Genomic DNA, 22,307 nt, shown 5'->3' with positions numbered 1-22,307 from the left:
TATGTCTACGAGAAATGAACGCATTGCAGAAGAAATTAAAAAAGTGCTCAGCGAAGAAATCCGGACGACAGTCACAGAGAAAGAACCTGACATCGGCATGGTGACTATCACTGAAGTTGAAGTCACAAAAGAAAATGAAACAGCGACTGCTTACTACACGTCGCTGAACAACAACAGAGAATTCGTGCAGGAAGTGCTCGATAAATTCAACGGTCTATTTAAAAAAGCTGTTGCCTCTAATATTCGTTTGCGTAAAGCACCGGATATTAAATTCAAATACGACAATTCAATCGACTACGGTCAAAGAATTGAATCGCTGCTAAGCGATATTAAAGAAAGAGACGACAAGTAAGCATGACGATATAAACCGCACTCGATTTCCCCGCCGGGAGCCGGGTGCGGTTTTTTATCGTGTGATATAAATAAAGCAGGTGAATATAAATGGCAAACAATAATATACACGGTGTCATTGTGGTGGATAAGCCGGCCGGTATGACATCGCACGATGTTATTTACAAAATGCGGCGCGTCCTCGGCACGAAGAAAGTTGGACATACGGGGACGCTGGATCCGTCTGTGACTGGTGTGCTGCCGATTGTGATTGGGGATGCGACAAAGCTGACTGAAATTTTACAGGAACGCGATAAACGCTACAGCGCGACTGTCACACTCGGGCGCACAACCGACACTGAAGATGCATCGGGTGAAACACTTGAATCAGGGGAGCTTGAGGATGGCAGTGTAAGCAGTGAAGCGGCTGCAGCAGTTTTAGAGCAGTTTACCGGAGATTATAAACAGACTGTGCCGATGTACAGTTCTGTCCGTGTCAATGGTCGGAAGCTGTACTGGTATGCCCGTGAAGGCATCAGAGTTGAGCGTCCGAGCCGGACTGTGAAAATTAAACATCTGGAATTGACATCCGACGTCAGATTTGAAGACGGAGAAGTGTCATTTGATATCGATGTAGTCTGTTCTAAAGGGACATATATCCGAACGCTCGCCGTAGACATTGGTGCAGCACTTGGTTACCCTGCCCATATGTCATATTTAAGACGGACAGCATCATGCGGTTTTTCAATTGACCAGGCAGTCAAACTCGAAGACCTGCAGGACGGCACTGTAAAAGCGGAGCCGATTCCGGTTATCGATGTACTTGGAGATATATTGAAACATGATATTCAAGAGGAAGATTTATTATTTCAAATCACACACGGGCAAAAAGTAGTAAAAAGTGATATATTAACAATGCTGGGATTAACTGAGCTCGATACTATTTTATTTACCCGCGGTGACATGCCGCTCGGAATTTATAAAACACATCCGGAAAAACCTGATCAGTTAAAACCATTTAAAATGTTTAACAACTTATGGGGGACTTATGGAAATAATTAAATTACACTATCCAAACGATGAAGTACTTACAAATATAGAGCCGTCAGCGGCAGCTTTAGGATTTTTTGACGGCCTGCACTTAGGACATATCGACGTGATCGATACGATGAAGGGCATTGCAGAAAAAAAAGGTTTAAAAAAAGCAGTTATGACATTCGATCCTCATCCCTCTGTCGTACTCGATCCTAAAAAACAGCGCACGACTTATTTAACACCATTCGACATCAAAATGAAAAAACTGGAAGAACTCGATATTGATTACGTTTTCGTTATTAATTTCTCCAGTGCATTTGCCGGGCTCGACAAGGATTTCTTCGTCAAAGAGTATATTATCGGCAGTAATATTAAAGAAGTCATCGCCGGCTTTGACTATACATATGGTAAAAAAGGCAGCGGTACAGTGACTGATTTAAAACAGTACGATGAATTTAATACGACAGAAGTCAATAAGCACATCATGCTGGATGACAAAGTCTCAACGACACGCATCCGCGAATATTTAGATAACCACGAACTCGATAAAGCAAACGAAGCACTCGGACGTGCCTACGACATTGAAGGCATCGTTGTCCAGGGTGAAAAACGCGGCCGTACAATTGGTTTTCCAACAGCTAATATCGAGCCGAACTACCGTTACTTCATGCCGGCTAAAGGCTCGTATGCTGTCACGATGACGATTGAAAATGATGATACGCTGTATAAAGGTGTTGCGAGTGTCGGTGTTAAACCAACTTTCCACGACAATGCGCGTCTAACGACTGAAGTGTACATTTTTGATTTCGCCCGCGATATTTACGGCGAAAACGTAACGATACATTGGCACAACTTTGTTCGTCACGAAGAAAAATTCGACGGACTTGAGCCGTTAATCGAAGCAATTGACTCGGATGCTAAAATTGCCCGCGATCTCTTGAAAGACTTTTAAAGTCTGATTAGAGAATCAGCACTTGAAAAAGAGGGCGTAAACGTTTATAATATGACGAGTACCGTATCTTGGTATTGTTGAAACTCCGACGCATGCTCGGATACAGGTGTATTTATAAAAAACAGGAGGAATTATAATGGCAATTTCACAAGAAAGAAAAACAGAACTAATCGAAGAATACCGCGTACACGAAACTGATACAGGGTCACCTGAAGTTCAAATCGCAGTATTAACAGAAGAAATCAACACATTAAACGAACACTTGCGCGCGCACAAAAAAGACCACCACTCAAGAAGAGGTCTTCTTAAAATGGTAGGTCGCCGTAAGCACCTACTGACTTACCTGCGCAACAAAGACGTTGTTAGATACCGTGACTTAATCGCTAAACTTGGTTTACGCCGTTAATTTACAAATTACACCCGATTCTCTCAGAGAGTCGGGTTTTTTATATGCAGTTTTGCGATTTTTGTAATTTCGCAGTGTATTACTGGGAAACTTTTTGAATTCGACTATATTTAAAGTAAGAAAATACTTTAAGGAGTCGGTCATATGTTTTTAACGGACAGGCACATGCCGCCGGAACTAATATTTACTCAGGCGCTCAGCTATCGAAAACAGTTAAACCCAGAAGAAAAAAGGTTACTTTATTCGTCGCAAAACGGTTTTGAAGGAGAAATTTTATACGATAAAATTCTTGATCAAACAGGCCATTCGAACATGCTGATTTTCCGAGATGTTTATCTTGGAAAAGAGCGGTCGGGTGCGCAGTATGACAGCATCATTATCAGCGGTGACGAAATTACTGTCAACGAGATTAAAAACTACCGCGGGGAATACCATTATAAAGACAGCCGATTCGTCAAAAACGATTCCGTGCTAAGCGAAAACGCCTATATTCAGCTCGATAGAGCAATCGGCAAACTCTACGGTATTTTCCGTGAAGAAAGACTTACAGTTAGTATTTCCGGCAAGGTTGTGTTTCCAAACGACGACTTTCGTCTGTATTCAGATGACGATTCAATTTGGAAAAAGACGGTGATTCGTCTCGATTTAAAACGTTACTTCAGAAGTTTTCAAAACGCATTCAATACGGACTATGCCGGCCGTCTTGCCGATCTGATCCAATCACGCATCATTGAAAATCCGTATTTTGATAAATGCGCGGATGCCGATTCACTTCAAAAAGGATTATACTGCGGAGGCTGCGGGAGTTTTGAGCTGGACAAGGGACGCTATCACTTTACTTGCCAATCCTGTCATACCCGAGAAACAAAAGAAACGCATATCGTCAGGGCAATCAGCGATTACAAGTTTTTATTTTATAAGCAGCCGATGACTTGCCGCAGTCTAATGAACCTGCTGGGTGATTGTGTTGATATCCGCGTGGTACAGCGCTATTTACTTAAGTATTGTACTATCGAGAAAAAAGGAAACGAAACAGAGTATAAGTTTAAATATTACGATTTCGAAGATGCACTCAAGCAGGCACCGTCCAACGGGAGATACCGGAATATTAAAAAGGGTGGTCAGGTGCAGAGAGAAAAGTCGCTGGGATGACGTGGTGAAAACGACGACGTCGTCCGGACTGCTTGGGATGACGTGGTGAAAACGGCGACGTCGTCCGGACTGCTTGGGATGACGTGGTGAAAACGGCGACGTCGTCCGGAGTGCTTGGGATGACGTGGTGAAAATGACGACGTCGTCCGGAGCGTCTGGGATGACGTGGTGAAAATGGCGACGTCGTCCGGAGTGCTTGGGATGACGTGGTGAAAACGACGACGTCGTCCGGAGCGTCTGGGATGACGTGGTGAAAATGACGACGTCGTCCGGACTGCTTGGGATGACGTGGTGAAAACGACGACTTCGTCCGGACTGTTTGGGATGACGTGGTGAAAATGACGACGTCGTCCGGAGTGCTTGGGATGACGTGGTGAAAACGACGACGTCGTCCGGACTGTTTGGGATGACGTGGTGAAAATGGCGACGTCGTCCGGAGTGCTTGGGATGACGTGGTGAAAACGACGACGTCGTCCGAACCGCTCCGAACCGAACCAAAGCAAACCAAACCAGCAGCCCTGCCACATCCTTTACCAGCATCCTTACCTCACCTGCCTCCAATTCCTTTTTATATATATATTTTATGACAAAAATGATATGATAATTATAAGTGCCAAAGCTAAGGAGAGAAAACATATTATGAATGAACAGACTAAACAAGTGTTTGAAACAGAGTGGGGCGGTCGCCCGCTTATTATAGAGTACGGAGAGATGGCTAAGCAGGCGAGCGGGTCTGTACTAGTACGCTACGGCGATACAGTAGTGCTCTCTACAGCAACGGGTTCGAAAGAACCGAAAAACATAGGCTTTTTCCCGTTAACAGTAGCTTACGAGGAAAAAATGTACGCAGCAGGGAAAATTCCCGGCGGTTTCAACAAGCGTGAAGGGCGTCCGAGTGAAGATGCTACGCTGACCAGCCGTTTAATCGACAGACCGATTCGTCCACTATTCCCGGACGGCTACCGTCACGATGTACAGGTGATGTCTATCGTCCTGTCCGCTGACAATGATGCTTCTCCGCAAATGGCAGCAATGCTCGGTTCTTCGATGGCGCTCAGCGTATCGGATATTCCGTTTGACGGACCGATTGCAGGAGTGACTGTCGGCTTGATCGACGGGGAGTTTATCATCAACCCGACGACTGAACAAATGGAAAAATCGGAGCTTGAATTGCAAGTTGCCGGTACTTACGACGCAGTAAACATGGTAGAAGCAGCGGCACAGGAAATACCTGAAGATATTATGTTAAAAGCGATTCTGTTCGGTCATGAAAACATTAAAGAGATGGTACAGTTCCAAAATGATGCGATTGCACAAATCAATCCGGTTAAACGCGAAGTAGTCATTGAAGAAATCGACGCAGATTTCCGTGCACAGATTACAACGCAAGCTGAATCGATGGATCTGTACGCTAAAATCCAGGAAATTGACAAACAGACGCGCGAAGCGAACATCACTGAAGTCAAACAGGATATTATTGCAAGTCTTGACGAAGAGGCTGAAGACTACGACGCTCAAGTGTCGGATGCTTCAGATATTTTCGACGAGCTTGTTAAAGCTGAAGTCCGCCGTCTAATTACAGACGATAAAGTCCGTCCTGACGGCCGTGAACCGGACCAGATCCGTCCATTAAATTCACAAGTCGGTCTACTGCCGCGCGCTCACGGATCTGCTTTATTCACCCGCGGTCAGACGCAGGCTTTATCCGTTGCAACTCTCGGCGGTCTTGGCGAACACCAGATTATCGACGGTCTGGGCGTTGAAGATAACAAACGCTACATGCACCAATACAATTTCCCGAACTTCTCTGTGGGTGAAACTGGACCAATCCGCGGACCGGGCCGCCGCGAAATCGGCCACGGCGCATTAGGTGAACGCGCACTGCTGCAAGTGATTCCGAATGAAACGGACTTCCCGTATACGATTCGCGTCGTATCTGAAGTGCTTGAATCTAATGGTTCATCATCACAGGCATCAATCTGCGGTTCGACACTTGCATTAATGGATGCAGGTGTGCCGATTAAAGCACCGGTTGCAGGAATTGCGATGGGGCTCGTTAAAAAGGGCGATAACTATACAATCCTGTCCGATATTCAGGGTATGGAAGACGCGCTCGGCGACATGGACTTTAAAGTGGCAGGAACACCTAAAGGGATTACAGCCATTCAAATGGATATTAAAATCGACGGTTTAGACGAAGCGATTTTACAAGAAGCATTAGAGCAGGCGCGCATCGGCCGCCAGCACATTTTAGAAAATATGCTTGCAACACTCGACACGCCGCGCACTGAATTATCAGCACACGCGCCTAAAGTTGAAGTCATGCATATTAAACCTGCTAAAATCCGCGATGTCATTGGACCAGGCGGTAAGAAAATTAATGAAATTATCGATGAAACAGGCGTTAAACTGGATATCGAACAAGACGGTACAGTTTACATCGGTTCATCAGATCAGGATGCGATTAAAGCAGCTCGTCAAATTATTGAAGATATTACTAGAGAAGCTGTGGTGGGAGAGATTTACGACGGAGAAGTCCGCCGCATTGAAAAATTCGGTGCATTTGTTCAGCTCTTCCCGGGTAAAGATGCACTAGTGCACATTTCCCAGCTCGACACATCACGTGTCAACAAAGTTGAAGATATCGTTAAATTAGGCGATAAAATGCGTGTTAAAGTGACTGAAATCGACAGACAGGGTCGCGTCAACGCATCCCGCAAAGTGCTGCTCGAAGCAGATAAAGAAGATAAAGAACAAAAAGAAGACAAATAGAACTGCCGGAAGTTAACAAGGAGGACATAAATGTGAAGAAAGAAAACAAAAAAGCACATGTAAAAATCGTTCCTCTCGGCGGCGTTGGTGAGATTGCAAAAAACATGTATGTCGTTGAAGTCGACGACGATATGTTTATCTTAGATGCAGGTCTGATGTTCCCGGAAGACGAAATGCTCGGTATCGATATTGTGATACCTGACATTTCATATGTGCTGGAAAACAAAGATCGCCTTAAAGCGATTTTTGTCAGCCACGGGCACGAAGACTCAATCGGAGCAATTCCATACATTATTCAAGATTTAAACGTTCCAATTTACGGTTCGCGTTTAACACTTGCACTAATTAAAGAACGTCTGAAAGAGAAGAACGTTAAGAAGAAAGTTAAATTTTATGCAATTAACAATGAATCTGTAATGACCTTTGGAAATACAGACGTCGAATTTTTCGAGACGTCTCACAGTATTCCTGATTCTTACGGTATCAGCATGAAAACACCATACGGTGCCATTGTCTATACCGGTGAGTTTAAATTCGACCAGAGTCTTAAAGGCAACTACGACTACAACATGGCGAAGATGTATTCACTTGCAGAAAAGAATAAGACACTCGCTTTAATCAGTGATTCGACTGAGGCAGAAAAGCCGGGTTATAATGTTGCAGAAAATCTAATTGAAGAGCATATTTCAGATGCTTTCCAAAAATCAAAAAACCGGATTATCGTTTCCTGCTATGCATCGAATTTCGTGCGCATTCAGCAGGTGCTGACGAATGCAGCTAAAGCTAAACGTAAAGTATCCTTTTTAGGACGCACGCTTGAATCTTCATTCAAAGTGGCAAGAAAACTCGGTTACTTTGATATTCCGGACGGCCTGCTCTTACCGAGCCACGAAATTAAAGACTATCCTGATAACGAAGTTGTCATCATTGCAACCGGTTCGCAGGGTGAGCCGATCGAAGCGCTTGGTAAAATGTCGCGCGGCCAGCACGAAGTGACGAATATTAAAGAAGGCGATGAAGTTTATATTTTAACGACACCGTCATCTAATATGGAAGTTGTTCTGTACTCGACGCTTAACGAACTCGTTAAAGCCGGCGCACAGATTAACACACCATCTAAAGATATTCACGCTTCAGGCCACGGCCATGCCGAAGAGCTTAAAATGATGTTGAATATATTTAAACCTGAACACTTTATACCGGTTCAGGGCGAATTTAAAAACCAGATTGCTCACGCGCGACTGGCAACAGAAACAGGCGTGAAAGCTGAAAATATCTTCCTTCTTGAAAAAGGAGACGTCGTTCAGTATGACGGCGAGAAAATGTTCAGCACTGAAAAAGTCGAAGCAGGCAATGTACTGATCGACGGCAGCGGTGTCGGCGATGTCGGAAATATTGTACTCCGCGACAGAAGACTCTTGTCAGAGGACGGGATTTTTATCGCTGTAGTAACGATTGACCGTGAAGCCAGAGCAATTACAGCGGGACCTGAAATTCAATCGCGCGGTTTTGTTTACGTTAAAGAGTCGGAAGAGCTGATGAAAGAGGCATCCGAACACGTGAGAGGTATTGTCGAAGATAACATCAGTGCCGGCAAGATTGAGTGGAGTGTTCTAAAACAAAATATCAGAGATGACCTCGGTAAATTCCTATACGATGAAACGAAGCGTCGTCCGATGATTATTCCAATCATTTCTGAAATATAATAGATTAAAATTGAGCGGAGATATTAGGATAACCTTATATCTCCGTTCTTATAATTAAAACTGAAAAAGAAGGTGGTAAAAGATGGCGACTAAACGAAAGCGCACTGCGAAGAAGAAAAATAATGATAAGAAAACCTATTATGCCAGTTTCGCCTTAATCATTATTATTTTACTTATCATTACAGCATTTCAGCTGGGCCTCGTCGGTGAATATGCAGACGCCGGTTTTAATTTTCTTTTTGGTACAAGCCGCTACTTTACATACCTCGTGCTTTTACTCGCGAGTTTTTATTTGGCGACACATTTAAAATTTCCTTTCACTAAACGCATGCTCGGTTATTTGATGATGCAGTTTGGACTGCTTTTCCTGCTGCATTCTATCCTGTATTTATCCGACCGACAGAGAATCGACAGCTATTATACATTTAACGATATGCTGACGATGACCAGGGAGCCGGGCTTTGACTTCACCGGCGGGGGAACCATCGGCCAGACGCTGTTCAATTTTTCAGCGACAGGCATCAGTTTCTTCGGAACGCTTTTAATCGGCTTAATCTTTATCTATTTAAGCATTCTGATCGTCCGTCACAAGAGTATCGAAGAGTCGCTTAGAAACGACTTTACTTTTGTTATCCGCGGTCTAACAGCAATTGGCGCCGGACTGGCAGCTCTGTTTAATAGAATTGCTGAATGGTTTAAAAACCGTCCGAAGAAAGAGAAAACGAAGAAAACCAGTCCGCCTAAAAAAGAAGCTGAACCGATTATTGAATCTCCAGCTGAAGAAGAGACTGTTGAAAAACGGACTCAGAAAAAACGTAAATCCCGTTTTGCCAAGAAAACTGAAGAACCAGAACCGGATACAGCTCAGCTGCTCGAAGAAGCAGAACAATATGAAGAGCCGGAAGTGTACGACTCAGAAATTCTTATGGAAGAATACGAAGATACGCCGACGGTTGATAAGCAGACACAAGCGGATCATGATTTACAAATCGAAGAAGAGGCTGTCGAGAAGAAAGAACTGGAATACGACACGCCTGACGACGATTTAGCGCATGACGTGCCTGAAGGTGAGACGGGTGACAGCGAGTTCGAAGAGTTTGATGATAAAGAGCTGAAGCAGTTAATCGAGTATAAACTGCCTGCCATTGATCTTCTTAATGATGCTGAACCGACAGAAAAAGTCAGCAATAAAGAAGTGATACAGCAGGGCCGTGTACTTGAAGATACGCTGAAAAACTTCGGTGTGAATGCCAAAGTTTCTAAGATTCGAATTGGACCGGCAGTGACGCAATTTGAAATTCAGCCGGATGTCGGTGTGAAAGTCTCTAAAATTATAAATCTGCAAAACGATATTGCCTTAAGTCTTGCTGCTAAAGATATCCGTATCGAAGCGCCGATTCCAGGCAAATCTGCAGTCGGTATCGAAGTGCCGAACTCCGTCGTCAGCATGGTCACTTTAAGAGAAGTGCTGAAAAGAAAATCATCGGATAACCCGCTGGAAGTCGCACTTGGTAAAGATATTTCAGGGGCGCCGATTATGGCGGAACTGAATAAGATGCCTCACCTGCTAGTTGCAGGGGCAACGGGAAGCGGTAAGTCGGTATGTATTAACGGCATTATTATCAGTATCCTGATGAATGCCAAGCCGCACGAAGTTAAACTGATGATGATCGACCCGAAAATGGTTGAATTAAATGTCTATAACGGCATTCCTCATCTATTAGCGCCGGTTGTAACCAATCCTCAAAAAGCGAGCGATGCCCTCAACCGTATCGTCAGCGAAATGGAGCGCCGTTACGATTTATTCAGCGCGTCGCACACGAGAAATATCGAAGCTTATAACCAGTATTTAGTCCGCCAGGCAGACGATCCTGAAAAGGTTCAGAAATTGCCGTATATCGTCGTAATAGTCGACGAGCTTGCAGACTTAATGATGGTCGCATCTAAAGATGTGGAAGCATCGATTACGCGTATCGCACAAATGGCGCGTGCAGCTGGTATTCATTTAATTATCGCAACACAGCGCCCATCCGTCGATGTCATCACAGGGATTATCAAAGCGAATATCCCGTCCAGAATTGCCTTTAGTGTGAGTTCACAGACGGACTCCCGTACGATTATCGATTCTATGGGCGCAGAGAAGCTGCTTGGGCGCGGGGATATGTTGTTCCTGCCTTCAGGCCGTTCTAAACCGATTCGTGTCCAAGGTGCATTTTTAGATGATGATGAAGTGACGGATGTCGTTAAGTTCATTACAGATCAAATGAAAGCAAATTATGAGAAATCAGTTATAATGAATCAGAAAGAGACAGTCAGTGCACCGGTCGAATCAGAAGATGAATTATACCCGGATGCTAAATGGTTTGTCATTGAAGAACAGCGCGCGTCAGCAAGTCTGCTGCAGCGTCAGTTCAGAGTCGGCTACAACCGTGCAGCGCGTCTCGTTGACGACTTAGAAGCAAACGGCGTCATCGGACCGGCAAGCGGTTCTAAACCGCGGAGTGTTCTGATTGAAAACCACGAAGATTAGTTAGGAGTTTTTAAATGCAGGATACAGACAAAAGAATTATTAATAATGTGCCAATTGTAAAAATATATACTGAAAAATTTAAAACTGTTGTTGTGAGCGTGTATTTTAGAACACCGCTCACAAGCAGGGAGGCCACTGTTCGCAGTCTGTTGAGCCGAATGATGATTAAACAGACGGATAAGTTTAAGACAAATGCAGCCCTCTTAGAATATTTAGCAGAACATTACGGTGCACATTTAACATCGAATGTCGTAAAAAAGGGCAGCGATCATATCGTTAAATTTTCAATTGAGTTTGTTAACGGCAAATTTATTATGGAAGATATGGATATGCTCGGTGATATTACGGCAGTCTTAAAAGATGTGCTGTATTCTCCTTTTAATTACGATGACTCAGACCAGGCATTTTTCCAGCGCGAAAAACGCCTGATGACCAACCGCTTAAAAAGCATGCGTGATAATTATTCCCAGCGGGCATTTGAAATGCTGCTGGAAACGATGTTTGAAACGGAAGACTATAAGCATTTATCGTTTGGCGATCTAGAAACGCTTGAAACATTAACACTGGAAGATGTCAAAGCAGCCCACGAAAAAATGATGGCATCGGACGATATGTCGATTCTCGCCGCAGGTAAAGTAGAAGATAATATTTTCGATTACTTATCTCAACTGCACAGCCGGGAAACGGCAAAAATGTATCCTTATACAGGATACCCGGTACGCTCCGTGTCAGAAGTGAAATATGAGACAGCGCATGAACGAATTGAACAGGCTAAAGTTAATTTAGGTTTCAGAGTTCAGTACCAAGACAGTAAAGATGTCATGAGCTTAAATGTGTTTAATCAGCTTTTCGGCGGCAGCTCGGCATCTTTATTATTTACTAATATCCGTGAGAAATTAAGTCTGGCATATTCTATTCACTCTCAAGTGGATGTTAAAAACGGCTATATGTTTGTTTTAGCCGGAGTGGATAATGATAATATTCAAATCTTTGAAGACGCAGTGAAAAAAGAGATTCAGCGTGTTATTGATGGTGACTTTGAAGCATCCTTTGTCGAAGAAATTAAACGCAATATGCTGTCATCAAGAAAAGAATCGATGGATAAACCGCGGGGCTTAATTTCACTAAATTACAATTCCCTGTTAAAAGAACAATCGGTGAAAGCGCCGAAGGCGCCCTGGACAGAACAGCTTAAAAAGATTTCAAAAGATGATGTCATTCAAATAGCAAAAAAAATTCAGCTTGATACAGTATTTACGCTAAAAGGCGGTGACGATGATGACAAATAAATATACGACTGAACATTATGATCATCTGGACGAAGTCGTCCATAAACAGGTGATGGACAACGGTTTAGAAGTGTTTATCATCGATAAAAAAGGCTACAACAAAAAGTTCGTGACTTACACGGCGAAGTACGGCTCTGTTGATAATCACTTTAAGGCAAATGGAGAAGTGCATCATGTGCCAGACGGTATCGCACACTTTTTAGAACATAAAATGTTCGATAAAGAAGCGGGCGACGTCTTTAACAAGTTTTCTGAAATGGGCGCATCGGCCAATGCATTTACGTCGATAGACAGAACCAGCTATCTTTTCAGTACGACTGAAAACTTCTTTGAAAACCTGGATCTGCTGATGAATATGGTTGAAATACCGTATTTTACAAAAGAAAAAGTAGATAAAGAAATTGGTATTATCAATGAAGAAATTAAAATGTATCAGGACAACCCCGGCTATCGTCTCTATCATGAAACGCTGAACGCCATGTATGAAAATTCGCCAGTCGCTATCGATATAGCGGGGACGCTCGAATCGATTTCAAATATTACGGCAGATTATTTATATCTTTGCCATAAGACATTTTATGCACCGGACAATATGGTGATGATTCTGGCGGGTGATTTTGAAATTGATGAAACATTTAATTATATAGAAGCACATCAAAATAACCGTCCTGACTATGAACCTTCGAATATTGAGCGTTACTTCCCTGAAGAGCCTTACGCTGTTAAGACATCTAAAAAAGTCATGGAGCTGGCGGTATCGACACCTAAAGTGATGCTCGGCTTTAAAGCATTACCGGATGACAGTGATAACGAGACGAGAGAAATACGCGATTCAGCGATGCTTTTTGCACTCGATATGGTCTTCGGAGAACAATCACCGTACTATGAAGATTTACTGGACAGAGGCATTATTGACGATTCGTTTAATTTTGCCTACCAGGAAGAAACCTTGGCAAGACATACACTTATGGCAGCAGAGACAGATAATCCGGAAACATTTACAGCTGAAATTACCCGTATTATCGATGAAGTGAAAGAAAAAGACTTTTTTACTGAAAAACGTCTGCAGAGCCAAAAACGTGAATTAATGGGTGATTATTTAACGAGTCTGAACTCGCCTGAATATATTGCCAATCAGTACACTAAATATTATTTTGACGGCTATGATTTATATAACGTGCCTAAAGTCATCGACAGTATTACACTGGAAGATGTAAAGCGCTATTTCAACAGTTCGATCGACACGAAAAATATGGTTGAAGTCATCGTTAAGGCCTATGAGTAATATTGTTTTAGTCGGTGCTACAGGTGATATCGGAAAAAGCATCCACGGTAATTTACAGAACCATAATCTGATTACTTTTTCACATCGAAACACACCGGTTTATAATAGCAGGCATTACTATTTAGATTTATCACAGCCGTTTACAAAAGAAGCGATTGATCGGAAACTTGAAGAATTCGATACTGTTGATACATTGATTTTTACACCAGGGGAAGCCTTGTTTGAACTGATTCAGGATACTTCACTGGAACAAGTCGACAAGCAGTATAATGTCAGTATTAGAGCATTGATCACTTTTATCCAGTCGCTGCTCGGTAAACTGCGGCACAGTGACTGTGCGAGTATTATTGTGATTTCGAGTGTTTGGGGTACATACGGTTCCAGTATGGAAAGTGTGTATTCTGCATTTAAAGGTGCCCAGGAAACACTGGTCAAATCATTGGCAAAAGAACTTGCGCCGTCAAATATTACAGTTAACGCTGTAGCACCCGGTGTCGTCCGTGGTAAAATGACATTAAAGCTGAACGAAAGTGATATCAGCATGATGCTTGAAGATCTTCCGCAGGGCCGTTTAATTGAGCCGGAAGAAGTTGCTTCTGCAGTAGAGTATTTAAGGTCGGATAAGGCACGCAGCATTACAGGAGAAGTTTTAAAAATTAACGGGGGCTGGTATACGTGAATACTGAACAACCTGCTTTTTATCCTGAACGTGATGAGGAAATCTATCTGGAATATAAAAACCTGGACGACCGTCCGGGACTGCTTGGTGATATTTTAAGTTTAATGGGCAATATCGGTCTCAGCATTAAAACAATCAACGGGGTCGAAGTATCACAGCGTGCACTTTTAATCCGCACTGATGATTTGTGGAAGCTGGAACGTTTTAAATGGATTTGTGAACATGTCGATGAAATTGAAGTTGGTAAAATGAGAAAACCGACGATTACAGACAGATTAACGCTCCGCCACGGAAGATTTATAAAACGGGCTGAAGAAAATAAAAATATTTTCAGATTTACCCGCGCTGAAATTAGTGTGGTCGTTGACTTTTTAGCCATACTTTTCGATATCGACGAGACGTTCTTAATCGGCGTGCGCGGTATGCCGCGTGTCGGTAAAACAGAATCGGTGGTTGCCGGCAGTGTGTCCGCAGGCGACAAGTGGCTCTTCTTATCTTCAACGATGCTGAAACAAACGGAACGCACCAGTCTGCACAAGCAGGAATACGATAAAGGCAATGTTTATATTATCGACGGTGCGGTGACATCGAAATCGACGAACACCGATCATAAACGACTCGTAAATGATGTGATTAAATATGACGGGACGACAGTTGTCGAACATCCTGATTTACTTATCGATGATCCGTTCTTTAAATTGACGCAGGATGATTTCGATTATATTATTGAAATCCGCGAACATGAAAATCAGGAAATTACTTATGAAAAACATAAGAAACGTCACTGGTTCGAAAGTGACAATATGGACTTTTTCTAATTGGAGCTAACAAACTATGAAACTTGGGACATATTTACAAAATAAACGTGAAAAATCAGGTGTCACCTTAAAAGAAATGGAACAGGGTTCCGGCATCAAGCGCAGCGTGATCCAGATCATTGAAGCAGGCGACTTAACTCAGCTGCCTGAGCCGAAGCATGCGCATTTTCTAATCAGGAAATATGCCGGCTTTTTAAATCTCGATGAAACACAGATTATTGAACGCTTCAGCGATGAGATTCCAAGTGCCAAGACCGGTAATCAAAAGCGTAACCGGAAATCCAATCAGGATTTACAGTACTTGAAAAAAGTGCTGATCGGCTTTATTACGATGATCGGGGTGCTCTTTATCGTCTGGCTGGTGCTTCTCCAAATCGGCTCCGAAGGAGAGATCTTCGAGACGAAACGAGTGTATGATACTGGTGACGAGGTAACCGAAGAAGCGGCTGAACAGACGGAAGATGAGTCAGCAGAAGAGCCTGCGGCAGAAGAAGATACTGCAGAAGAGACGCCTGAAGAGACAGAAAGTGCAGACGATTCAGAAGAAGAACCCGCTGAGGAAGCTGAAAGCGAGCCTTCTGCTGAAGTAAACTTCGTTAACCGTGAAGGCAATACGCTGATATATAATGTCACGGCACCGGATGATCTAACACTTGAACTAAGCGGCGAGCAGTCGTCATGGATCAGTTTAACAGATGATCTAGAGAACAATTATCTGTATGAAGAATCCGACGGCGGCAGCTTTGACATCGATTCTGAGGCAACAGTGATTAACCTTGCACTCGGCAACTCGACATCATTTAATATTTCTTTAAACGGGACTGAAATCGATAACTCCCAGCGGGGCGACACGGTCACAGTCTATTATCAATTCAACATAACGAGGGAGTGACAATAAATGAATATACCTAACTGGCTGACGGTTTTCAGAGTCGTCTTAATTCCCGTCTTTTTAATTTTTGCACTCCTTGATTTCGGCTTTGGCAGCATGACATTTTTAGGCGGCGAAGAGATTTTAACCGAACAGTTTATCGCGGCGATTATATTTGTCGTTGCAGCACTGACCGATTTTTTAGACGGTTATTTAGCACGTAAATGGGATTTAATTACGAATATGGGGAAATTCCTCGATCCATTAGCCGATAAACTGCTTGTCGCTGCCGGGCTGATCGTCTTAGTCGAATGGCATACGATTTCAAGCTGGATAGCAGTTGTAATTATCGCACGGGAATTTGCAGTAACCGGACTGCGTCTATTGCAAATTGAGCAGGGCTTCGTATCTGCAGCAGGGCAGCTCGGCAAAATTAAAACAGTCTTTCAAATGTTTGCACTGGTCTTCTTATTATTCGGAGACATCTTTACATCATACTTGCCGTTTTCACTGGGACACTTATTTATGTATATCGCAGTATTCTTTACGATACTGTCTGCAATCGAATACTTTTATAAAGGCCGAGATGTGTTTAAGGCGGATAAGAATAAATAAAAACTGCGGTGATTTTACTGCAGTTTTATTAGTTTTAGAAGAATAGCTGACGGTTATATAAAAACTGTTCGCAATTATTAGGTTTTTGAAATTAAAAGCGAACATATATTCGCTTTTTTAAATTGTGCATGATATAATAATTTATGAGATTACGACTGGAGGTACATTATGGACGAGAGACATAAAGCGATAGATACTGTTATTAAAAACATGGAAAAGTCATTTGGTAAAGGTGCCGTTATGAAGCTCGGCGACGATGCAGGACGCAAAGTTAAAACGACTTCATCAGGATCGGTGACATTAGATAGAGCATTAGGCGTAGGCGGATATCCGCAGGGCCGTATTATAGAAGTGTACGGACCGGAATCATCAGGTAAAACGACGGTCGCACTGCACGCCATTGCAGAAGTTCAAAGAAACGGCGGCATCGCAGCATTCATCGATGCAGAGCATGCACTTGACCCGGAATATGCAACAAAATTAGGTGTCGATATCGACAATCTTTATATTTCTCAGCCTGATACTGGTGAACAGGGACTTGAAATTACAGAAGCATTCGTCCGAAGCGGCGCTGTAGACATGGTTGTTGTCGACTCAGTAGCAGCACTGACACCGAGAGCTGAAATCGAAGGTGAAATGGGAGACTCTCACATGGGTCTGCAGGCACGTTTAATGTCACAGGCTTTAAGAAAACTTTCCGGTGCCATTTCTAAAAGTAATACAACAGCAATTTTCATTAACCAGGTTCGTGAAAAAATCGGCGTCATGTTCGGTAACCCCGAAACAACAACGGGCGGACGCGCGCTAAAATTCTACAGCTCAGTCCGTCTTGAAGTCCGCCGTGCCGAAAGCCTTAAAATTGGTCAGGACATCGTCGGTAACAGAACTAAGATTAAAGTTGTTAAAAACAAAGTGGCTCCGCCGTTTAAAGTGGCAGAAGTCGATATTATGTACGGTGAAGGGATTTCCCACACAGGTGAAGTCATCGATCTAAGTGTCGAAGAAGACATCGTAGAAAAAAGCGGTGCCTGGTATTCTTACAATGGTGAACGTCTAGGCCAGGGTAAAGAAAATGCCAAGAAAACATTGAAAGAAAATCCGGAACTGTTTGCAGAAATCGAACGCAAACTGCGTTCTGCACTCGGCTTTGGCGAAGACATTCCTGAAGACGAAAACAATGCAGACGCTGAGGAAGAAACAGATTTATTCAGCAGTGAAGACACTGACAAATAATATAGTGAAGCTTCTTAAAGAAGTAAAATAAATCAAGCACGGGTATAAAAAATACTCGTGCTTGATTTTCTATATGATTATATTTAGAATTGAATTATATAATATTTTAATTAGTACTCATATTATATTTAACACACTTTAGAACCTTAGTTAGGGAGGTGTTTATTGTGGACTTTATAAACATTCTCTTTATCTTGATTGGTATTATTCTAGGTGTTGTTATCGGATATTTTATAGTCAAAAACATTTTGACGAAAAAGCAGCAGGATGCCCGAACTTCAGCTGAGCACATTATCAGCGAAGCTAAAAAGGAATCCGAAAACCTGAAAAAGGAAAAGCTGCTCGAAGCGAAAGAAGAAAACCAAAATCTGAAAGAAGCTTTTGACAGCGATATGAATCAGCAGCGCGTTGACTTGAAAGCGTTTGAAAACAGATTATTGCAGCGTGAAACATCGCTCGATCGTAAGAGTGAATCACTCGATAAGAAAGATGACATGCTGGAAAACAAAGAAGCTAAAATTGAAGAAAAACAGCAAATGGTTGATGCCAAGGATACTGAGATTAATGAAAAGATAAGTCAACAAGAAACAGAATTATCCCGCATCTCCGGCTTGACGCGCGATGAAGCACGTCAGGAACTGTTCTCACAAGTAGAACATGAACTGTCACATGATATGGCTGTAATGGTGAAAGACAAGAAAGAAAAAATGACCCGCGAAGTAGATAAAGAAGCGCGTGAGCTGCTTGCATTAACTGCACAGCGTTATGCAGCCGAATATACTAGTGAGTCTACGGTTTCAGTAGTTTCATTACCAAATGACGAAATGAAAGGCCGCATTATCGGTCGTGAAGGACGTAATATCAGAACCCTTGAAACATTGACAGGTGTCGATTTAATTATCGACGACACGCCTGAAGCAGTGATTCTCTCAGGATTTGATCCAATCAGAAGACAAATTGCGAAAAGTGCGCTTGAAGCACTCGTTCAAGACGGACGCATCCACCCTGGACGCATTGAAGAAATGGTGGATAAAGCCCGCCGCAATATGGAAACTGAAATTCGCGATGCAGGTGAAGCAGCAGCATTTGAACTCGATATTCACAATCTGCACCCGGAACTTTCAAAACACTTAGGTAAGATGAAATACCGCTTAAGTTACGGACAAAATGTACTTAAGCACTCGATTGAAGTCGGTTACCTTGCAGGAATGCTTGCAAGCGAACTTGGCGAAAATGTTGCTTTAGCCCGCCGTGCAGGATTATTGCACGACATCGGCAAAGCCATCGACCACGAAATTGAAGGCTCCCACGTTGAAATCGGAGTTGAACTCGCAACCCGTTACAAAGAACAAGATACGGTTATTAATGCGATTCAGTCACACCACGGTGATGTCGAACCGACAAGTGTCATTTCAATTCTCGTAGCAGCAGCAGATGCACTCTCAGCCGCGCGCCCAGGCGCACGTCGTGAAACTTTAGAAAATTACGTTAAACGACTCGAACGGTTAGAAGACATTGCAGAAAGTTACGACGGTGTAGAAAAAACATTCGCCATTCAGGCAGGACGCGAAATCCGTGTCATGGTAAGCCCTGAAGATATCGATGACTTAAAAGCACACCGTCTTGCAAGAGACATTAAGAAACGTGTAGAAGACGAACTGCAATATCCAGGACACATTAAAGTGACAGTTGTCCGTGAGATGAGGGCCATAGAATACGCTAAATAAAAGGTTAGAGACTGCGGTCTCTGATCTTTTTTTGTTTTATATTGAGTGTTTTGGGTGTTTTTTGGGATTTTGCTCAGTTTTGAGGGATTTTTGGGGTTTGCGGCCGCTTGTGAGTGACACAAGCGGTTGTAAATTGATTATTGACCGCATGAGTGGATGACAAGCGGTTGTAAATGGGTTATCGACCGCATGAGGGGGTGACAAGCGGGAGTAAATGGGTTATCGACCGCATGAGCAAGTCACAAGCGGGCGTAAATGGATTATCAACCACATGAGTGGATGACAAGCGGTTGTAAATTGATTATTGACCGCATGAGGGGGTGACAAGCGGGAGTAACCGGGTTATTGACCGCATGAGCGAGTCACAAGCGGGCGCAACAGCGGCCGAAATCCCTGGTTAATAGTATAAGAATTACTTTATCAGTACTATAATTTTTCACTTAAAATTGAGCATACATAAAATGGAATAAATAAATGAGTTTGTGTAATAAGTAAAGCAGTTTTACTATTTTTGTATCTACTTAAGTTTTTTAAAAGGAAATTGCACTTTTCGCCTATATATAGGGTAGGAGGATCTTTTTCAAAATTTAAGGGAGGCGAAAATATGTTTATAAATCAACGGGAAGTACCTGCAGAATTTTTATATTATCAGGCACTGGCAGCTAGAAGGAATTTAAGTCCGGATGAACAGTTTCAATTTAGTAATATTCAAAAGGGATTTGAAGGTGAATGTTTGTACGATCAGATTTTTGATGAAGTCGGTCATCAAAATGTTTATATTTTTAGAGATCTTTATCTTAAAATTGGCGGTTCTGTTACTCAGTATGACAGCATTGTCATTTCAGATGAAAATGTGACAATCAATGAAATCAAAAATTTTCAGGGAGATTTGCATTACGAAAAAGAAAATTGGTATAAAAATGGATATTTGCTTGAAGATGATGCTTTTTCGCAACTCAGAAGGGCTAAAGGGAAACTGATTAAACTAAGTAAAAATTCAGATGTGAAATTTGATGTCGAGGGTAGTTTGATTTTTATCAATGATGATTTCAGACTGACCGCTGAGGATCAGACCGTTTTTGAAAAAACTGTGACTCGGAGTTATGTGAGAAATTATATGAAAAAATTAAATAGCCGAAACAGGGGGAATAGAGCGAAAAAGATAGCAAATATTATTAATAAGCACAAAGTTTCAAATGAATTTTTCGATAAAAACCCAGATATTTCAATGTTGAAACTTGGATTATATTGCGGGGAATGTAAAAGTTATGATTTGGAAAAAAACAAATTTCATTTTACCTGTAATTTATGCGGCACAAGAGAAACATATGAAACGCATGTTTTACGTGCGATCAATGATTATAAATTTTTATTTTATAATCAGCCGATTACCAAAAATGCAATATTGAAATTAATAAATTATGAAATTAAAAAATCGGCTGTCGGCCGTATCTTAAAGAAATATTGCAATTTAGAAAGTCAGGGCAGGAGTTCGGTTCATATATTTAAATATTATGATTTAAAAGCTGCAAAAGCCTCTGCAGGTGAACCGAGATATAAAGATAAGCTAGTAAAGTATGTATCGTCCAAATAGTGTCCGCATGAGCGGACCACAAGCGGCCGCAACAGAGTTATCGACCGCATGAGCGAGTCACAAGCGGCCGCAACAGAGTTATCAACCGCATGAGCGAGTCACAAGCGGCCGCAACAGAGTTATCGACCGCATGAGCGGACCACAAGCGGCCGCAACAGAGTTATCAACCGCATGAGCAAGTCACAAGCGGCCGCAACAGAGTTATCGACCGCATGAGCGGACCACAAGCGGCCGCAACAGAGTTATCGACCGCATGAGCAAGTCACAAACGGCCGCAACAGAGTTATCAACCGCATGAGCGAGTCACAAGCGGCCACAAAAGAATCAGCACCTCGCAACCCAAACACAAAACGCAAACCCCCTCCCAATCCACTAGAGAATTCCTAACAAAAATAATGTATAATAAACCTAATAGATAGGGTGATTTGATGAGAATTTTATTCATTGGTGATGTGGTTGGAAAAATTGGCCGCCGCATGATTAAGAATTATTTGCCGCAGCTTAAAAAAGAGCACGGTGCACATTTTACGATTGTAAATGGTGAAAATGCAGCGCACGGCAAAGGGATTACTGAGAGTACTTATAAAGAAATATTAAACGGCGGTGCGGATTTTATCACGCTGGGTAATCATGCTTTTGCTAAGCGCGATGTGTATGATCTGCTCAATTCGGATGTGAAAATGGTGCGCCCGGCGAACTTCCCGGAAGGCACGCCGGGTGACGGCAGCCGCATCGTGAACATTAATGGTAAAAAACTGTTAATTGTCAACTTGCAAGCGCGCAGTTTCCTGGAACCGATCGAAAATCCATTCAAGGTGATTGATACGATTCTCGATAATAATGAATTCGACGCAGCTTTTGTTGATTTTCACAGTGAAACGACGAGCGAATCGATTGCAATGGGCTATCATTTAGACGGCCGGGTCAATGCTGTAGTGGGTACTCATACGCATGTGCAGACAAATGATGCCACGCGTCTGCCAAACGGTACAGTTTACATCACTGATGTCGGTATGACCGGTTTTAAAGATGGAATTTTAGGTATTAGAAAAGATGAGGTCATCCGCCGATTCATTACGAATTTACCGGAACGCCACGTCGTACCGGACGAGGGCAAGGGTGTCATCAGCGGTGTAATTATCGATACGGACAGTAAAACAATTAAAAACTTTAAAATTGAAGAGTAAATTACAAGACGGATTCATCTTTAAAAGGTGTGTCCGTTTTTAATCGTTTAAAAAGAAATATTTAAAATCGGTCAAGTTTAGTGAAAATTATGTCAGTTTTATGGCATAATATAATTAATTCGGTTT

At 42.5% G+C, this 22,307-nt stretch carries 18 protein-coding genes; all 18 read left to right on the top strand.

What is annotated here, in order from left to right; all coding sequences use genetic code 11:
• The first annotated feature begins 1 nt into the window (after window position 1).
• The 18 genes from rbfA (at window position 2) to IEU81_RS03475 (ending at window position 22,181) form a co-directional block, all read left to right on the top strand.
• Entirely contained in the window at window positions 2-352 is a 351-nt protein-coding gene (gene rbfA / locus IEU81_RS03560) for a 30S ribosome-binding factor RbfA (protein WP_092595414.1), read from the top strand.
• 89 nt (window positions 353-441) lie between these two features.
• On the top strand, window positions 442-1,392 hold the full coding sequence (gene truB, locus IEU81_RS03555) for a tRNA pseudouridine(55) synthase TruB (protein WP_092595416.1): 951 nt from the start codon (window positions 442-444) through the stop codon (window positions 1,390-1,392).
• Window positions 1,379-2,317: a riboflavin biosynthesis protein RibF gene (ribF, locus tag IEU81_RS03550; RefSeq protein ID WP_092595418.1), complete on the top strand. Its 939-nt coding sequence runs from the start codon at window positions 1,379-1,381 to the stop codon at window positions 2,315-2,317. Before truB ends, ribF begins: the two co-directional genes overlap by 14 nt.
• Before the next feature lie 136 nt (window positions 2,318-2,453).
• Window positions 2,454-2,723 (top strand): 30S ribosomal protein S15, encoded by a 270-nt coding sequence (gene rpsO / locus IEU81_RS03545; RefSeq protein ID WP_186090330.1) that lies wholly within the window; start codon window positions 2,454-2,456, stop codon window positions 2,721-2,723.
• A gap of 144 nt (window positions 2,724-2,867) precedes the next feature.
• Window positions 2,868-3,875: a nuclease-related domain-containing protein gene (locus IEU81_RS03540; RefSeq protein WP_092595422.1), complete on the top strand. Its 1,008-nt coding sequence runs from the start codon at window positions 2,868-2,870 to the stop codon at window positions 3,873-3,875.
• A 639-nt stretch (window positions 3,876-4,514) separates the two neighbouring features.
• Window positions 4,515-6,647: a polyribonucleotide nucleotidyltransferase gene (gene pnp, locus IEU81_RS03535; RefSeq protein ID WP_186090328.1), complete on the top strand. Its 2,133-nt coding sequence runs from the start codon at window positions 4,515-4,517 to the stop codon at window positions 6,645-6,647.
• Window positions 6,648-6,679: 32 nt separating this feature from the next.
• Window positions 6,680-8,353: a ribonuclease J gene (locus IEU81_RS03530; protein ID WP_208454707.1), complete on the top strand. Its 1,674-nt coding sequence runs from the start codon at window positions 6,680-6,682 to the stop codon at window positions 8,351-8,353.
• A gap of 82 nt (window positions 8,354-8,435) precedes the next feature.
• A complete protein-coding gene (locus tag IEU81_RS03525; protein ID WP_186090327.1) occupies window positions 8,436-10,883 on the top strand; it encodes an FtsK/SpoIIIE family DNA translocase in 2,448 nt (815 codons plus the stop codon).
• Window positions 10,884-10,897: 14 nt separating this feature from the next.
• On the top strand, window positions 10,898-12,172 hold the full coding sequence (yfmF, locus tag IEU81_RS03520) for an EF-P 5-aminopentanol modification-associated protein YfmF (RefSeq protein ID WP_186090325.1): 1,275 nt from the start codon (window positions 10,898-10,900) through the stop codon (window positions 12,170-12,172).
• The gene (gene yfmH, locus IEU81_RS03515; RefSeq protein WP_092595432.1) at window positions 12,162-13,457 is read left to right on the top strand and encodes an EF-P 5-aminopentanol modification-associated protein YfmH; all 1,296 of its coding nucleotides are present in this window, start codon (window positions 12,162-12,164) and stop codon (window positions 13,455-13,457) included. Before yfmF ends, yfmH begins: the two co-directional genes overlap by 11 nt.
• Window positions 13,450-14,136, top strand: coding sequence for an SDR family NAD(P)-dependent oxidoreductase (locus IEU81_RS03510; RefSeq protein WP_092595434.1), 687 nt, complete (start codon window positions 13,450-13,452; stop codon window positions 14,134-14,136). Before yfmH ends, IEU81_RS03510 begins: the two co-directional genes overlap by 8 nt.
• The gene (locus IEU81_RS03505; RefSeq protein WP_231957162.1) at window positions 14,133-14,954 is read left to right on the top strand and encodes a DUF3388 domain-containing protein; all 822 of its coding nucleotides are present in this window, start codon (window positions 14,133-14,135) and stop codon (window positions 14,952-14,954) included. The genes IEU81_RS03510 and IEU81_RS03505 overlap by 4 nt, the downstream gene beginning before the upstream one ends.
• Before the next feature lie 16 nt (window positions 14,955-14,970).
• Window positions 14,971-15,846, top strand: a complete 876-nt coding sequence (locus IEU81_RS03500) for a helix-turn-helix domain-containing protein (protein ID WP_092595436.1) — start codon at window positions 14,971-14,973, stop codon at window positions 15,844-15,846.
• Window positions 15,847-15,852: 6 nt separating this feature from the next.
• On the top strand, window positions 15,853-16,440 hold the full coding sequence (gene pgsA, locus IEU81_RS03495) for a CDP-diacylglycerol--glycerol-3-phosphate 3-phosphatidyltransferase (protein ID WP_186090324.1): 588 nt from the start codon (window positions 15,853-15,855) through the stop codon (window positions 16,438-16,440).
• A gap of 168 nt (window positions 16,441-16,608) precedes the next feature.
• Window positions 16,609-17,673 carry a recombinase RecA gene (gene recA, locus IEU81_RS03490; RefSeq protein ID WP_092595440.1) on the top strand — a complete coding sequence of 355 codons (1,065 nt, stop codon included), beginning with the start codon at window positions 16,609-16,611 and terminating at the stop codon, window positions 17,671-17,673.
• Between the two features lie 167 nt (window positions 17,674-17,840).
• Window positions 17,841-19,400, top strand: coding sequence for a ribonuclease Y (gene rny / locus IEU81_RS03485; protein ID WP_186090322.1), 1,560 nt, complete (start codon window positions 17,841-17,843; stop codon window positions 19,398-19,400).
• A 604-nt stretch (window positions 19,401-20,004) separates the two neighbouring features.
• Entirely contained in the window at window positions 20,005-20,994 is a 990-nt protein-coding gene (locus IEU81_RS03480; RefSeq protein ID WP_092595444.1) for a nuclease-related domain-containing protein, read from the top strand.
• Between the two features lie 428 nt (window positions 20,995-21,422).
• Window positions 21,423-22,181: a TIGR00282 family metallophosphoesterase gene (locus IEU81_RS03475; protein ID WP_092595446.1), complete on the top strand. Its 759-nt coding sequence runs from the start codon at window positions 21,423-21,425 to the stop codon at window positions 22,179-22,181.
• Window positions 22,182-22,307 lie beyond the last annotated feature (126 nt).

It is taken from the genome of Jeotgalicoccus aerolatus, from assembly GCF_014635205.1.
Lineage (GTDB): Bacteria > Bacillota > Bacilli > Staphylococcales > Salinicoccaceae > Jeotgalicoccus > Jeotgalicoccus aerolatus.
This window is presented reverse-complemented; position numbering and strand designations above follow the sequence as displayed.

Coding starts and splice junctions, on each gene's coding strand:
- rbfA (WP_092595414.1), top strand. CDS start 2: ATGTCTACGAGAAATGAACGCATTGCAGAAGAAATTAAAAAAGTGCTC.
- truB (WP_092595416.1), top strand. CDS start 442: ATGGCAAACAATAATATACACGGTGTCATTGTGGTGGATAAGCCGGCC.
- ribF (WP_092595418.1), top strand. CDS start 1,379: ATGGAAATAATTAAATTACACTATCCAAACGATGAAGTACTTACAAAT.
- rpsO (WP_186090330.1), top strand. CDS start 2,454: ATGGCAATTTCACAAGAAAGAAAAACAGAACTAATCGAAGAATACCGC.
- IEU81_RS03540 (WP_092595422.1), top strand. CDS start 2,868: ATGTTTTTAACGGACAGGCACATGCCGCCGGAACTAATATTTACTCAG.
- pnp (WP_186090328.1), top strand. CDS start 4,515: ATGAATGAACAGACTAAACAAGTGTTTGAAACAGAGTGGGGCGGTCGC.
- IEU81_RS03525 (WP_186090327.1), top strand. CDS start 8,436: ATGGCGACTAAACGAAAGCGCACTGCGAAGAAGAAAAATAATGATAAG.
- yfmF (WP_186090325.1), top strand. CDS start 10,898: ATGCAGGATACAGACAAAAGAATTATTAATAATGTGCCAATTGTAAAA.
- yfmH (WP_092595432.1), top strand. CDS start 12,162: ATGACAAATAAATATACGACTGAACATTATGATCATCTGGACGAAGTC.
- IEU81_RS03510 (WP_092595434.1), top strand. CDS start 13,450: ATGAGTAATATTGTTTTAGTCGGTGCTACAGGTGATATCGGAAAAAGC.
- IEU81_RS03500 (WP_092595436.1), top strand. CDS start 14,971: ATGAAACTTGGGACATATTTACAAAATAAACGTGAAAAATCAGGTGTC.
- pgsA (WP_186090324.1), top strand. CDS start 15,853: ATGAATATACCTAACTGGCTGACGGTTTTCAGAGTCGTCTTAATTCCC.
- recA (WP_092595440.1), top strand. CDS start 16,609: ATGGACGAGAGACATAAAGCGATAGATACTGTTATTAAAAACATGGAA.
- IEU81_RS03480 (WP_092595444.1), top strand. CDS start 20,005: ATGTTTATAAATCAACGGGAAGTACCTGCAGAATTTTTATATTATCAG.
- IEU81_RS03475 (WP_092595446.1), top strand. CDS start 21,423: ATGAGAATTTTATTCATTGGTGATGTGGTTGGAAAAATTGGCCGCCGC.